Consider the following 14,318-nt stretch of genomic DNA (forward strand, 5'->3'; position numbering starts at 1 on the left):
GGTTGAGGTTATCCACAGATTCGATTTCGACGCGCCACGGAAGGGTTGACGCTCCCTAGACTTTCGACCATGAAGCGTCTGGGGCTCCGCGTCATCACCACCTGCCTGCTCATCGGTCTGGCCGGCTGTACGTCGTCGTCCGGGTCAGGCCAACTCATCGCCGACCGCCCGGTCGCCAAACCGATCGACTTCAACCAACCGGCAACACCCCAGGCAGCCGAGAAGGCGTATCCGCCCGGCGATCGCACCAACCAGGCCCTGCAAGCCGTCGCCGCCCGCGGCCCACGCCTCGTAGCCGCCGGCTTCGACGAGTCCGACAACCTCAGCCGCCCCCTGTTCCTGACCAGCGACGACACCGGCAAAACCTGGACCCGCCGCCAGCTCGACAAAGACTCGATCGAGCGCTCCTCCACGTTCGAAGGCGTGACGGATCTGGCCGCCGGCCCGTCGGGCTTCGTTGCCATCGGCGACGGCTATCCGGGGCAGGTGTTGTGGCACAGCACGGACGGGACGAACTGGCGGCGACTGGCCACGGACAGGAAGGCGTTCCTCGAGTCGGACTACCTCAGAGACGTCACGGCCACGCCGGACGGGTTCGCGATAGTCGGCGGGAACACCCGCGGCGCCGGCCGGCTGATCTACTGGCGGTCCGTCGACGGCGTGAACTGGCGGCGCATCGACGGCCCGTCCATCGGTCTCGTCCCGACCGCAGCCGGTGAGGTGTCGGCCTCAGAGATTGTTGCCTCTGGCAAGACGGTGGTGATCAGCGGCGATCTGGCCACTCCGTCCAACCCCGAACAGAGCGAGCGGCTGCAGTACTGGTACTCCACCGACGGCGGACGGAAGTTCCGCGCTGCGACCGTTCGCGGCGACATCGCCACCGAGTACCGCGTCTACAACAACGTGCTGGCGGTCGGCGACGGGAAGTTCGTCGCGCTGGCGCAGGGCGGCGGGTTCGACGAGGTCAACGACTCGTGGGACGGCGTGGTGCTCGAAGGCGGCGCCACCGGTGCCTCGTGGCAGGTTGCCGCCACTCCGTGGACTCTCGGTTCGGCGTTCGACGACAGTCCCGGCAGTCTGGTCAGGGCCGGACGGGACTGGGTCGCCACCGCATCCGTGACGTCGGCGACGATCGACACCACCGTGGCCGTCGGGCCCACCTGGGCGCAGCTCGCCGACGGCACCGACGCCGGCAGCCAACGGGCTCCCGGCACCCAGTCCGTTGCCGATTCCGTTGCCATCGGCAATGAAGCGGTGATGGTCGGATCGAACGATCGCAGCGGCTCGACCGAGCCGGCCGTCTGGCGCTACGCCGAAGCACGCGTCACGCCGGTCGCTCTCCCCGCCGAGGCAACCCGCGGCCGCCCGTCCTCGGACGTCTACACCCTGCTCCGGGCCGCAGACACGCCGGTAGCCATCGGCACTGTCTCCCACGCCCCGAGCGCATGGACCCGCAGCGGTTCGAGCTGGCAGGCCACGACGCTGCCCGGACGGACGAACGGGATCAGGACCGGCTTGTACGACGCGACGACGACGCCCGACGGCCGCGTTGTGGCAGTCGGCGAGAAGGACCTGTCGAAGGGTTCACGGGCCGCCGTGTGGGTGCGGTCCGCGAACGGCGAGTGGTCCGAGGCCAACTCGCCGGTGTTCGGTGTCGGCGCGCGATCGCCGTACGGCGGACCGACGGCCCAAGCGGTCGCCGCGGGACCTGGCGGGTGGGTGATCGTGGGACAGCGTCATGACGGCGACGGTCACTACGACGCGTGGTCGGCGTACTCGAAAGACGGTAAGGCCTGGGTCGAAGGGGTCGGCGGTAAGGTGCTGCCGGCGGATCCGAAGGGCGAAACCAGGCGAACCCGGGCGACCAATCTCCGGAGTGTGCGGACGGATGCCGCCTCGATGACGACGGTGCTCGCGGTGGGATCGCGGTTCGTCGCCGGCGGCGACCGTGGCGACGGGCTGCCGTGGGTCTGGCTCTCGCCGAACGGGAGCGACTGGCAAACAGTGGTGAAGTTGCCGCTCGCGAAGGGCATCCATTCGGCGAGTGTCGACGAGCTGAACCGGATCGGGAACACGCTCGTCGCGGTCGGCCAGTACGAGCGGAAGGACGGTGACACCGAGGGCGGCTGGGTGAGCTGGACCTCGAAGAACGGCGGGCTGACCTGGACGGTCGGCAAGGTCGTGGTTCCGATCCATGCCTCCACATCGACCCTGGTGCCCTTCCCGAACGGAATTCTCGCGCTGGGCGAAACAGGCGAGCTGGAGGATGTCGACGCCGCCGCGTGGTTCAGTGCGGACGGTCTCACCTGGAAATCCGTCCCGGTGCCGGGTGAGCGGGCCAAGGGCCCTGGGCGGCAAGGGGTGGTCTCGGGGGTGGTCGACGGGGGGAAGCTGCTCGCGGTCGCCTATGACATTCCGCCGGTGGGTGGTGGGTATTACGCGCTCGAGATGGACCTGCCGAAGTAGCTGGTCGGGGGGTCACTAGGCTGGGGGGCAACAGCTGGTACTTGGGAAAGGACTCCTCCGTGAGTGTCGATGAGTTGGTTGGTCAGGTTGAGCGGGCGCGGCGGGATTACGAGGCGCTGGTGGCCAAGGGGCTCAAGCTGGATCTGACGCGGGGGAAGCCGTCGCCCAAGCAGCTGGATGCGGCGAACGGGGTGCTGGGGCTGAGCGGTGACCCGGTATCGGCGGACGGCACGGATCTGCGGAACTACGGCGGGCTCAACGGCCTGCCGGAGGTGCGGGCGATCTTCGGCGAGGACCTGCAGGTGCCCGTCGAGCAGTTGCTCGCGGCCGGGAACTCGAGCCTCGAGCTGATGCACGACGCGATCGTGTTCGCGCTGCTCGGCAAAGTGCCGGGCGCGGAGCAGCGGTGGGCCGACGTCGAGGGACTGACGTTCCTCTGCCCGGTCCCCGGGTACGACCGGCACTTCGGGATCTGCGAGCGGTACGGGATCAAGATGATCCCGGTGCCGATGACGCCCGAGGGCCCGGACATGGACGTCGTCGAGCGGCTGGTCGCCGAGGACGCCGCGATCAAGGGCATCTGGTGCGTGCCGAAGTACAGCAACCCGGACGGCACGGTGTACTCGGACGAGACCGTCCGGCGGCTGGCCGCGATGGACACCGCGGCGCCGGACTTCCGGATCTTCTGGGACAACGCGTACGCCGTGCACCACCTGACCGACTCCCCCGCCCAGCTGGCCGACGTGCTCGCACTGTGCGCCGAGAACGGGCACCCGGACCGGGTGTTCGTGTTCGGCTCGAGCTCGAAGATCACCTTCGCCGGCGCCGGCGTCGCGTTCTTCGGGTCCTCCCCGGCGAACATCGAATGGTGGCTGAGCCACACGGTCAAGCGCAGCATCGGGCCGGACAAGATCAACCAGCTGCGGCACGTGCAGTTCCTCCGCGACGCCGACGGCCTGCACGAGCACATGCGGACGCTCGCCGCGCTGATCCGGCCGAAGTTCGACGCCGTCGACAAGATCCTCACCGCCGAGCTCGGCGGCACCGGCCTCGCCTCCTGGACGGCGCCGGCCGGCGGCTACTTCGTCAGCCTGGAGGTCCCCGAGGGCTGCGCCCGCGAGGTCGTCGCCAAGGCGAAGGCGGCCGGGATCGCGATCACCCCGGCCGGCGCCACGCACCCGTACGGCGACGACCCGACCGACCAGGTCATCCGGATCGCCCCGACGTACCCGGAGCTGCCCGAGGTCGAGGCGGCGATCACCGGTCTCGCCACCTGCGTCCGCTTGGTCGCGAGCGAGAAGCTCCTCGCCGACCAGAGCTGAGGCTGTATCAGGCCTGCGGCAGTTCGAAGATCAGGCAGTTCGACGTTGCGTGGGCGAGGAGTTTGCCGCGTTCGTCGTACAGGTGGGACTCCGCGACCGCCGTACGACGACCGCGGCTGATGATCCCGCCCTCGCACCGCAGCAGGCCCGAGTCGATCGTGACCGGCTTGATGAAGCGGGTCATCAGGTCGAGTGACGTGTAGCCGACGCCGGCCGGCAGCGTCGAATGGACCGTGCAGCCGGCGGCGGTGTCGAGCAGTGTCGCGATGATGCCGCCGTGCACCGTGCCGAGCGGATTGTAGTGGAACTCGGCCACCGGCATCAGCACCGTGACCTTGCCTTCCTCGACCTCGATCTCGGTCCCGCCGACCAGGTGCAGGATCGGCGGCGCCGGGAGCTCCCCGTCGCGCATCGCCCGCAGCATCTCGAGCCCCGACGAGCGGCCGACCCGGGCCGCGGTCTCGGCCGGATCTGCCCAAGAGAACGTCCGGCTCCGGGTCGCCTGCTCAGTCTCCGTCATGGACCGAGCCTCACACCGCCGACCTGGGTCTGTCAACGAGACTTAGCACTCAGCGCGCGGTCGCTTGAGGTCACCGGGCGACGCCGCACCGCGACCTGGTCCGGGCGCGCGTCGACATACAAGCGTTTAAATACTGGGCTTTTCGGGACCTCCTGTCTTCCTTCGCCCGATCCTCTCGCTAGGCTGCTGCCCGTGCTGGGGGAGGAAGAGTGAGGCAGTTCAACGCACCGCCCGATTGGCCCGACCCGCCGACCGCACGATGGCGACCGCCGAAGCGCTGGCGTCCGCCCGAGTCGTGGCCGCCCGCACCGGCGGGATGGAGGTTCTGGGTCGACCAGGCCGGCCGGCCGGTTCGCGGCCCGATGGGTCGGTACGGCGGACCGAGCAGGATCAAGCTCGGCGCGGTCGCAGCCGTCCCACTCGCGCTGATCGCGGTGGTGCTGCTCAACCCGTTCGGCGGCGGTGACGACTCTGCGAGCACGACGCCCGTGCGAACCTCGGAACCCACAGCGGCGCCAACGAGCACACCGGTCGCGGAGCCAACGGCCATCGCGGCGACTCCGGAGCCAACCGAGAGTCCCGAGGCCGGCCGGACGCCGACACCGACGCCGACCAAGAGCCGGACGCCGAGTGCGACGCCGGAGGGCACGACGGAGCCAACCCCGACGCCGACCGAGCCGTCGGCGACGATCTCCCCGACGGAGCCGACCCCGACGACGGCGGTCACGAGCACCACGGTCGTGTTCCGGAGTTGTGCGGAGGCTCGCGCGGCCGGCAAGGCCCCGCTGCGCCGCGGGGATCCGGGCTACTCGGCGGCGCTCGATCGCAACGGTGACGGCGTGGCCTGCGACCGCGGCAACTCCTGACGGATCCCCTCGTTCCACAGCTCCTGCGTCTGGCTGATCCAGAAGGCCGCGAACAGCAGGATCAGCGTGCCCTCGATCCAGAGGACCGCGTGATCCCAGCCGAAGACCTTCTTCCAGCCGAACATCAGCAGCGGTACGACGACCATCGCGACCGCGATCACGGAGTACCGGTTCGCCGGTGAATGCGGGACCGCGTGCTTGCGTTGCTTGCGCCGGAACTGCTCCGCGTTCAGCACCACGACCGCGACGATGCACCCGAACATCACGATCGCGGCCGCGTAGTGCGCGTTGCCGATGAACCCGGACCGGTCGACGAAGAACCACGCCACCCCGCCGCCGAAGATCACCACGGCGACCGCGAGGCCGAGCACGTACATCGGCGTCCACCCGGCCGGCTGCCGGACCCGGTCCCGGGCGATGAAGACCGCGGTCAGCAGCAGGCACGGTACGCCGACCACGAACAGCGCGAGCATGTTGTTCGCGACGTTCGCGGCCGCGTCGCCGAGCGCGACCGGCACCGAGTGACACGTGCCCTGTCCCGGCGTCGGCACGAGCGCGACGCCCGGGGCCAGGATGCCGGCCACGTTGAGCAGGATGTCCTCCGGCTCGGTGTTGCCCTTCAGCACCACCATGCAGACGCCGATGGCGATCAGCGAGCCGACGAAGATCGCGCGCACCGGCGTGTAGTAGTACGCGCTGATCGACGTCTGGAGGCAGTGCGGATCGGTCTTCGCCCATTCGATGACCAGCGCGGCGGCGAGCAGGAGGATCATCGCCGGCATCGCCATCCGCAGGTACCGATAGGTCTTGATGGAGTAGCCACCGGGCACTGTCATCCTCGGCCCTCTCGACACGAGTTCCCTGGTGCCGTCAGTATGCGCCGTTCAGGGGCGCACCACGAGGGGCCGGAACGCCGCCTGGACCTGCGCGTCGCTCGGGGTCACGCTCTCGTTGTCCGTACTGCTGGAGCTCAGACGGTACGGGCAGGCCTCCCCTGACATCTGCACGATGGTGGACAGCACCAGTCGCCCGGTACGCAGCTCGTACACCTTGGCCGGGACCGTGACCTTGCGGAACGTCACGTAGCTGACTTCTCCGCCGTACGGATTCGACTCCGGGACGTATGGGCAGGTCTGCACCGCCGCGCCCTGTCCCGGCGTCTCCGTACACACGACGATGGTCGCCCGGTACGGGTCGTCGATCGACCACGCGGCCGGCAACTGGTCGGCGTACTGGGAGCCGTCGCCGAGGAAGATCGCCGGGTTGAAGCCGCGGTGGTACGGCTTAGCGCCGCTGTACTTCGCCGGCGTCGAGCAGTACGACCCGTCGAGCAGCAGGTTGCGGACGTTGTCCAGCTCGATCGCCAACGTGGCCTTCACAAGTCCGGCACGCGCCCGTGCCGCCTGCTTGGCCTTGGGGTACGTCGTGACGAGCCGCTGGTACGTCGCGCGCGCGGTCACCCAGTTCTTCCGGGACGCGTAGTCGTCGCCGCAGGCCAGCAGTGCATTGGGCTCGATCCGGGGTACGACGGCATTGGCGCGATCGAGCAAGTTCTGGGACAGCTTGCGGGTCCGCAACCACGCGGTCAACGTGATCTGCTCGCACGACTCCATCGCCTGCAGATCCTTGACGAACCGATCCATGACGGCACCTGCGGTCGCCTGCTGCCGCGGGTCGGACGCGATCGGGCCGAGCAGGTCGTAGCCCTGCTTGACCGAGTCAACGTCCCCCAGTCCCGCAGCTGTCCCGAGGTGCGACCTCACCGTCTCCAGCGTGCCGCAGATCTCTACGTCGCTGTCACCGCGGTCCATGTCCTTCCCGGCGACAAGGCGGTCACCGAACCAGACCTCGTCGTGCACCTGCACGACCTTCGCGCAGTCGCCGGCCCGCCGCGCTGCGGTGACCTCGTCGGCGACATCGGCAGCACCGCGCTTGAGCACGACGCCCGACGCCACGACCGCGAGCGTGACCACAGCGGCGACGATCCGCTTCGGGATACTGGCCCTCCGCTCCGGTGGTCGGGTCGCCAGGAACTGGCCGTGCAGCACCTGCAGCAGTCCCCACCCCAGCAGCCCGAACTGGTACGCCGTGTCCTTGCGCTGGTACATGAGGACGAGGAGTACCGCCGTACCGGCCAGGCCGAGAAGACCGAACAACCAGCGGCGGATCAAGAAGTAGCCGAGTCCGAGCAACGACGCGTTGCCCAGGGCAACGGCCAGTGGATCGTGCGGCCGCAGCCGCTTCGGCGGAGGTCCCGGGTACGGCGTGCCTTGCGGAGGCGGAGGCGGGGGCTGGTCCTGGTCCTGGTGCTGGTCCTGGTGCTGGTAGGTCACCTCCACCACTGTGGCGTCGTACACCACCACCCGGAGCGCGCTGGCCGGTTCCTGTCACCCGAGCCGGATGGACTTCTTGTTCATGAATTCCTCGATGCCGGCCGGGCCGAGCTCGCGGCCGAGGCCGGAGCGTTTGATGCCGCCGAACGGGAGGTCGGCCTGGGAACCGCCGGCGCGATTCAGGTAGACCATGCCGGCGTCGATGCGGTCGGCGACGCGGCGGTTGCGGTCAGGGTCGGTGCCCCACACCGACGCGCCGAGGCCGAACGGGGTGTCGTTGGCGAACCGGATCGCGTCGTCCTCATCCGCAGCTTCGAAGACGATCACGACCGGCCCGAAGATCTCTTCGTAGTACGCGTCCATCTCCTGCGTGACGTCGGTCAGGACAGTCGCCTCGAGGTACGCGCCGGGCGTGATGCGGCGACCGCCGGTACGCAGGGTCGCACCTTGTTCGACCGCTTTCGCCACCTGGGCGGCAACCTCGTCCGCGGCGGCGGTCGAGGCGAGCGGCGGGAGCTTCGTCGCGGGATCGGCCGGATCGCCGGGGACGTAGTACTCCGCGACGCGTTTGGTCAGCCGGTCGACGTACTCGTCGTACAGGTCGGCGAGGACGATCATCCGCTTCGGAGCGTTGCAGGACTGGCCGCAGTTCCGCATCCGCGCGGTCGCGGTGGCGTTGACGGTCTCGTCCAGGTCGTCGGTGTCGAGGATGATCAGCGGGTCGGAGCCGCCGAGTTCGAGCACGGTCTTCTTCAGGTTCTTCCCGGCCTCGGCGGCGACAGCGATCCCGGCCTGCTCGCTGCCGGTCAGCGAGACGCCGGCGATCCGCGGGTCGGCGAGGATCGCGGGGATCTGCCGGCTCGACGCGTACGTGTTCACGTAGACGTCGTCCGGTACGCCGGCCGCGTGCAGGATCTTCTCGATCGCGCGCGCCGACCGCGGGCAGATCGAGGCGTGCTTGAGCAGGATCGTGTTCCCGAGGACCAGGTTCGGCGCGACGAACCGGGCGACCTGGTAACACGGAAAGTTCCACGGCATGATCCCGAGCAACGCACCGATCGGCCCTTTGGTGATGACGGCCTTCCCGTCCTTCAGGTCGATCGGCTCGTCCGCGAGCAACGCCGGTCCGTGCTCCGCGTAGTACCGGAAGATGTCGACCACGATCCCGACCTCGCCCCGGCCCTCGTTGACGCGCTTGCCCATCTCGAGCGTCATGATCGCGGCCAGTTCGTCGGCCCGCTCCGCGAACAGCTCCGCCGCCCGCGCCACGATCGCGGCCCGCTCCCCTACGGTCCGCCCGCGCCAGTCCGGGTACGCCGCATGCACCCGCCCGACCGCCGTCCGCACCTCCTCCTCCGTCGAGTTCGCCACTTCCTCCACCAACACCCCACGAGCCGGATCGGTAACTGAGTACATCGGCAACCTCCATCCAGAACCAGAAGACGACGTCACCATACTGTATACAGTCTCCCTGTTCGTGTCGCCTGCGCAGCGGCCACACTCCGCTTACGCTCGAATAACACTGCGTAATCGGGAGGCAACGTGGCGCCAGCAGGTGACTTTCGTACCCTCATCGCTCTCCGAGCCAAGAAGGGTGAGCTCGCTGCTCTTCAGGAGCTGGGCGAGGATCACTCGGTGCAGCCGCTCCTGGCTCTCGACGTCGGACCGGTGACATCGGTCGACGGATTGCTCGATCGCGTCGAGGAGGTCGTACGCCAGCTCTGGAGCTTCGGCCGCATGACGATGCTCGACGCCACGAACACATCGACCGACGCACGTCGCGGAGCAGCCGTCGTCCTCGAAGACCTCCACCGCCGGTTGAACACCCCGACGACCTTGCTGCAAGCCGAGTCGGTCCCGTTCGTCCCTGTGATCGACGCTGGGACCGAGCGACCGCAGGTCGCGGGCATCGGTCGACTGGTCCAGGAGATGGGCCAAGGTTGCGCCGTACGGGTTCAGGTCCGTACGACGGCCGCTGACGACGTACTGCTCCTACTCGACGATCTCCAGGTCGATCCGTCCGACCTGGATCTGGTCGCCGACGCCGGTTACGTCGCGGGCCCGGACCCGTTCCTCGTCGACGACGTACTCCACGTGCTCGAGAGCATCCAGCGGCACGGCGGGTTCCGCTCGATCACGATGCTCAGCGGCTCAGTACCGAAATCGCTCGATCAGCTGCATCGGTGGGAGCAACCTCGCTTCGAGGAGTCTGTCTGGCAGTCGGTCAACAGCGAAGCAGGCGGCGGGGTCCGGTTCGGCGACTACGGTGCGACCCATCCGGTCTCGGGCGACGGCTGGCCGCCCAAACACATCAGTCTCAGGTACAGCTGCGCAGATCATTGGCTGTACCTGCGAGAGCGAGTCCTCGAACCTGCCGAGGAGACCTCGCGAGCTCGCACCGTGCGATTCGTGTCCAGCCAGCTCGTGACCTCCGGAAGCTTCTCCGGTCCGGACTACTCCTGGGGCGATGGTCAATTGGCGCTGGCGGCCGGCGGCGGTGGACGCGCGCTCGGCGACCTGAGCAAGCCGGTCGCCTTCGCGACCTCACATCACCTTGCCTATCTCAGTGAGTTCGCGGCGGCCTAGCTGCCGGCTGCAGCGCGCCGGTTCGTGTTGTGTCATGGGTGTTGAGGGGGCATGCTCATGGCTTGCCCCCGTTGTCCGCCTCTTTGATCGGATGCCCGCCCGTGTCTGAGCAACGGAAGTTTCGTCGTGTTGTGCGGCTGGTCGCAGTGCTGGCCGTTGTCTCGGTGCCGTCGATGGCGCTTGCCGCACCGAGCGCTCCCCCGGACCCCGTGAACGCCTGGCAGTACCCGCACTGGCCGCAGAAGCAGCCCTGGCAGGAGTCGGGGCCGGACACGCGGGTCGCGAAGACCCTGTCGGGCGGACTGCCGGGCCCGATCGACCCGCAGAACTGGGAGAACCCCGACCACATGACGTGGGACGACTACATCAAACCGCCCGGCACGAACTGGGCCGATCCCGCCGTGAAGGGGTCCGAGCGGACCTTCAAGGGCGCGCTCGTGCTGCTCGACTACCCGAACCAGGACTTCGTCATCACCAAGCCCAAGGGGTCGACCGCGTTCGGAAACCCGAGTGCCGCGGCGAATGGCGTACCGCGGGATCAGACCGCGCAGTTCTACAAGAACTTCCTGAACACCCCGGAGCCGCTGAACCACGGTCACACGTTGCACGAGTACTGGATGGAGGACTCCGGCGGCCGGTACGGCGTCGACCTCACCGCGTTCGGCCCGTACCGGATGCCGGGCAAGTCGCACGAGTACGCGATGGAGTTCCAGAGCGCCGAGGACTGCCCGGCCGGTGACAACTGCTCGCGCAACATCCGCACCGACGGCCAGGCGGCCTGGGTCGCCGACCAAGGTCCCGACGTACCGGCCGGGTACGACTTCGTGTTCTTCCTCAGCGCCGGCCAGGACGAGTCGTCGACCTGGCAGGAGTTCGGGATGATGAAGTTCCCGACCAAGGAGGACGTCACCGAGGAGTTCGGTCCGCCGGATCCCGCGCAGCGCAACTGGTCCGAGACCCGGTACGTCGACTGGACGTCGTGGGCCGCCGGCTCGTCGATCTGGCCGAACGCCGGCGGCGGCTCGTCCACCCAGGCGGAGAGCTCCGGAATGGCGGTGTTCGCGCACGAGTTCAGCCACATCCTCGGCATCGGCGACAACTACAACAACCCGTACGGCGTCCCGCCGAGACGCGCGTACACCGGCATCTGGGAGATGCTCAGCCGGGGCAGCTTCAACGGCCCGGGCGGCCCGCACAGCCGCTGGATGATCCCGGCGACCGGTGGCGCGTCGATGGGCGCGCAACACATGCTGCGGAACAAGATCAAGCTGAAGATGGTCGACGAGCAGAACGTGCTCAGACTCTCCCGCGAGGCACTCGCGACGTCGGGTGTGGTGATCGCGAACGTCAAGGCGCGCAGCGTGAACCCGGGCGCCGAGGACCTGTCCGGGATCAACATCGAGCTCGGCGGCGCGGGCGATCTGGATGCGCCGTGCGACACGACGAAGGATCCGCTCTGCGACGGCCGCGGGTACCAGAACTACACGGTCGAGGTCGTGGATCGGATGGGCACCGACTCGTTCACCCCCGATGCCGGCGTACTGCTCGCGAAGACCAAGAACCAGGATCGCGCGCCGTTCGAGTGGGTCGTCGACGCGAACCCGCAGGACATCAACATGACCGACTACGTGCTGCCCGACGGAACGAAGATCCCCATCACGATCGGCGACTACCGGCAGTTGTCCGACGCGCTGTTCCACGCCGGCACGAACTCCGGCAGCGAGTACGAGTACACCGACACCGCGAACCGCCTGCACTTCTACATCACGAACGTGCACCGCAACGCGAAGGGCGAGCTGTCGTACACGGTCGCGATCCGCTCCCTCGACGGCGCGGGCGCCCAGAAGCGCGGCGTACGGCTGCTGCCGACCGTCGCGAAGCCGGACCGCAACGGCGTCCAGACCTGCAACTTCAGCCTCACCAACACGGGCAAGGCCGGTACGTCGTCGACGCAGCCCGAGGACGTCACGCAGTACGTCAAGGGCGACGTCTACCGCCTGTCCGCCAAGTCCAACGGCTGGCCGATCGCCGTCCCCAACGCGCTCGCCACCGCGAACGCAGGCCAGCAGGTCACGGTCCCCGTCTACACCAAGGCCGGCACCAGCCCACTCGCCAAGATCACCCTCACCGCCACCTCCGAAAGCGACCCCACCAAGTCATCCACCGCCACCTGCATCGCCGTCAAGCACTGAGCGCTGACAGCAGTGTGCCGGGCGTCCAGCCGAGTCGGACGCCCGGCGCCGCATGCAGGTAGTCGACCACCTGCGCCAACTCCCAGCCGTGCGCCTCGATCAGGCCGGTGGCGATCCAGTGAAGGTACGACGCTGTTGGCGCGACCGGATCGATGTCGGCAACTGTCCCGTGGGTGACGGTGAACATCGGCAGGCCGTCCAGCTCCCCCAGCCGTACGACGGTCTCGTAGCGGCCGGAGCCGAGCGAGTGGATCTCGGCTACCTCCGGGAGGAGGGCTTCGAGCTCCAGCGCGTAAGCACCGCCCGGCTCGCGCCACATCTCTTGAGCCGCCACGTCCGCCAGCTGCTGCAGACTGAGGAGGTAGGCGCGGCCGGCGAGCTGGGTGGGTGCGGCTGCGTTGTAGAACGCCGAGCCACCGCCCCACACCTTCGACGCGCCCGCGAACACCAGTCCGCCTGACACGGTGACTGCCGCGGTCCGCTGGGGCGGCGTCTGATCGCGGCAGCCCGGGTAGAGCCGAGCGCCACCACGCGGGCGGCCGCCGTACAGATAGCAGCTGAAGCGTTCGAGAGCGAGGTTGGACCCGTAGGCGACGTACCAAACACGTTCCACGGAACCTGTGTCAACTCCTCGTGACTATTGCAAACTGCTTGCTGTTGGCAACTAAATGATATGCGACGCCTTGTAAGACTACCCGGTTATCCTCCCACGTGCGCACGGACTTGCCATCCTGTGGATAACGTGGATTGCCGAAATCCCTTGAAAACAAGGGCATTCGGCTTTGAAAACTGTCGGAGGGGCTGGCTACGCTTTGGGTATGGAGATTCTCGGGGAGCGACCGGTGTGGTCGATGAGCGGCGATGAGATGGTGTCGACTCTCGACGCCACGTACGCCGAGATCGCTCGCCTCGAAACCCTCGCACTGCGGCTCACCGCCGGCCTCGAGACCATCGGGTACGCCAAGGACGTCGGCGCCGGCACCACCGCCCGGTTCCTGACCTTCCGGTACCGCGTCGACGCGACCAAGGCCCGCCGCGACGTCCACCTGGCCAACGCCCTACCGAAGTACCCCGCTGTTGCAGCCGCACTCCCCGACCCTGATCCTGAAGTCGAGGGTGGTGGAGTGCTGTTGCATCCGGCGCAAGCCGAGGCGATCGTGTCCGCGTTGGAGAAGCTGCCCAGCACAGTGCCGGTCGAGGATCTGGCCGTCGCCGAGCGGGAAATGGTGGAACTTGGCCGCACCCATGGTCCGCTCGACCTGCGCAAGACCGGCGTACAGGTCCGCAACCGGCTCGACACCGACGGTCCCGAGCCCGCCGAACAGCAGGCCTACGACCGCGAGACGCTGAAGCTGAAGACCGCCGACAACGGCGTCGCGTTCACCGGGTTCCTGGCGAACGAGAACGCCGAGCTGTTCCGGACGCTGATCCACACCCACGCCAAGCCGCGCAAAACCATCGACGGCGCCCTCGACCCCCGCAGCCGCGACAAGCGCCAGGCCGACGCCCTCACCACCGTCCTCACCACCGCAACAACCCCGCCGGGCCCGCCCGCCGATGCCGGCCGTCGTCAGAGCGGCGCACTCAGTCCCGGACATGGCCCGAAGCCGCACATCATCGTCACCATCGACTTCAACGACCTCAAGGCCGCCACCGCGAACGCGACCGGCCGGCTGATCTACGGCGACGCCCTGTCCGCGGCCACCATCCGCCGCCTGGCCTGCGACGCACACATCCTGCCTGTCGTGCTCGGCTCGGACTCCCAGCCCCTCGACGTCGGCGCCACCGTCCGCCTCGCCACTGGCCCCATGCGCAAGGCCCTGATCGCCCGCGACAAGGGCTGCGTCTGCTGCGGAGCCCCACCGATCTACTGCGATGCCCACCACGTCACCAGCTGGATCGACGGCGGAGAAACCAAGCTCGACAACCTCGTTCTGCTGAGGCTGTCGCACGAATCCTCGTGGCCAGGGTCGAGGTTGGTGTCGTGTTTCGGCGGTCCGGGCTGCCTGCCGGTCAGGCGGGGGTGGCTTGCT

At 68.3% G+C, this 14,318-nt stretch carries 11 protein-coding genes; 6 read left to right on the forward strand and 5 right to left on the reverse strand.

Features of this window, described 5'->3' with window-relative positions; all coding sequences use genetic code 11:
- Positions 1-69 precede the first annotated feature (69 nt).
- Together EV651_RS21935 and EV651_RS21940 are read left to right on the forward strand one after the other, a co-directional pair.
- Positions 70-2,466, forward strand: a complete 2,397-nt coding sequence (locus EV651_RS21935; protein WP_133787075.1) for a hypothetical protein — start codon at positions 70-72, stop codon at positions 2,464-2,466.
- Between the two features lie 59 nt (positions 2,467-2,525).
- Positions 2,526-3,788 carry an aminotransferase class I/II-fold pyridoxal phosphate-dependent enzyme gene (locus EV651_RS21940; RefSeq protein WP_133787076.1) on the forward strand — a complete coding sequence of 421 codons (1,263 nt, stop codon included), beginning with the start codon at positions 2,526-2,528 and terminating at the stop codon, positions 3,786-3,788.
- A gap of 7 nt (positions 3,789-3,795) precedes the next feature.
- Here the strand turns inward: EV651_RS21940 and EV651_RS21945 are convergent, their stop codons facing one another.
- Positions 3,796-4,308 (reverse strand): PaaI family thioesterase, encoded by a 513-nt coding sequence (locus tag EV651_RS21945; RefSeq protein WP_133787077.1) that lies wholly within the window; start codon positions 4,306-4,308, stop codon positions 3,796-3,798.
- 209 nt (positions 4,309-4,517) lie between these two features.
- Between EV651_RS21945 and EV651_RS42465 the strand changes: the two genes are divergently transcribed.
- On the forward strand, positions 4,518-5,174 hold the full coding sequence (locus EV651_RS42465) for an excalibur calcium-binding domain-containing protein (RefSeq protein WP_238157102.1): 657 nt from the start codon (positions 4,518-4,520) through the stop codon (positions 5,172-5,174).
- On the opposite strand, the gene EV651_RS21955 is transcribed toward EV651_RS42465, so the two are convergent.
- The 3 genes from EV651_RS21955 to EV651_RS21965 are packed head-to-tail and all read right to left on the reverse strand — an operon-like array spanning position 5,114 to position 8,923.
- Positions 5,114-6,010, reverse strand: coding sequence for a hypothetical protein (locus tag EV651_RS21955; RefSeq protein ID WP_133787078.1), 897 nt, complete (start codon positions 6,008-6,010; stop codon positions 5,114-5,116). The two genes, EV651_RS42465 and EV651_RS21955, sit on opposite strands and share 61 nt — an antisense overlap.
- Before the next feature lie 48 nt (positions 6,011-6,058).
- A complete protein-coding gene (locus EV651_RS21960) occupies positions 6,059-7,507 on the reverse strand; it encodes a hypothetical protein (protein ID WP_133787079.1) in 1,449 nt (482 codons plus the stop codon).
- A gap of 54 nt (positions 7,508-7,561) precedes the next feature.
- Positions 7,562-8,923, reverse strand: a complete 1,362-nt coding sequence (locus EV651_RS21965; RefSeq protein WP_133787080.1) for an NAD-dependent succinate-semialdehyde dehydrogenase — start codon at positions 8,921-8,923, stop codon at positions 7,562-7,564.
- A 126-nt stretch (positions 8,924-9,049) separates the two neighbouring features.
- On the opposite strand from EV651_RS21965, the gene EV651_RS21970 reads away from it, so the two are divergent.
- Both EV651_RS21970 and EV651_RS21975 read left to right on the forward strand, forming a co-directional pair.
- Complete coding sequence (locus tag EV651_RS21970; RefSeq protein WP_133787081.1) at positions 9,050-10,093, forward strand: hypothetical protein; 1,044 nt, start codon at positions 9,050-9,052, stop codon at positions 10,091-10,093.
- Between the two features lie 131 nt (positions 10,094-10,224).
- On the forward strand, positions 10,225-12,285 hold the full coding sequence (locus tag EV651_RS21975; RefSeq protein ID WP_238157104.1) for a M6 family metalloprotease domain-containing protein: 2,061 nt from the start codon (positions 10,225-10,227) through the stop codon (positions 12,283-12,285).
- Here EV651_RS21975 and EV651_RS21980 read toward each other — a convergent pair.
- Positions 12,275-12,898 carry a histone deacetylase gene (locus tag EV651_RS21980; protein ID WP_133787082.1) on the reverse strand — a complete coding sequence of 208 codons (624 nt, stop codon included), beginning with the start codon at positions 12,896-12,898 and terminating at the stop codon, positions 12,275-12,277. The genes EV651_RS21975 and EV651_RS21980 overlap by 11 nt on opposite strands.
- 205 nt (positions 12,899-13,103) lie before the next feature.
- Here EV651_RS21980 and EV651_RS21985 point away from each other — a divergent pair.
- On the forward strand, positions 13,104-14,318 hold a 1,215-nt coding region (locus EV651_RS21985), incomplete at its 3' end, for an HNH endonuclease signature motif containing protein (RefSeq protein ID WP_133787083.1).

This window comes from Kribbella sp. VKM Ac-2571 (assembly GCF_004362255.1).
GTDB classification, from domain to species: domain Bacteria; phylum Actinomycetota; class Actinomycetes; order Propionibacteriales; family Kribbellaceae; genus Kribbella; species Kribbella pratensis.

What these genes read in the sequence shown, in the direction of transcription:
- EV651_RS21955 (WP_133787078.1), bottom strand. Translation starts at nt 6,010, where the DNA reads ATGACAGTGCCCGGTGGCTACTCCATCAAGACCTATCGGTACCTGCGG.
- EV651_RS21935 (WP_133787075.1), top strand. Translation starts at nt 70, where the DNA reads ATGAAGCGTCTGGGGCTCCGCGTCATCACCACCTGCCTGCTCATCGGT.
- EV651_RS21945 (WP_133787077.1), bottom strand. Translation starts at nt 4,308, where the DNA reads ATGACGGAGACTGAGCAGGCGACCCGGAGCCGGACGTTCTCTTGGGCA.
- EV651_RS21965 (WP_133787080.1), bottom strand. Translation starts at nt 8,923, where the DNA reads ATGTACTCAGTTACCGATCCGGCTCGTGGGGTGTTGGTGGAGGAAGTG.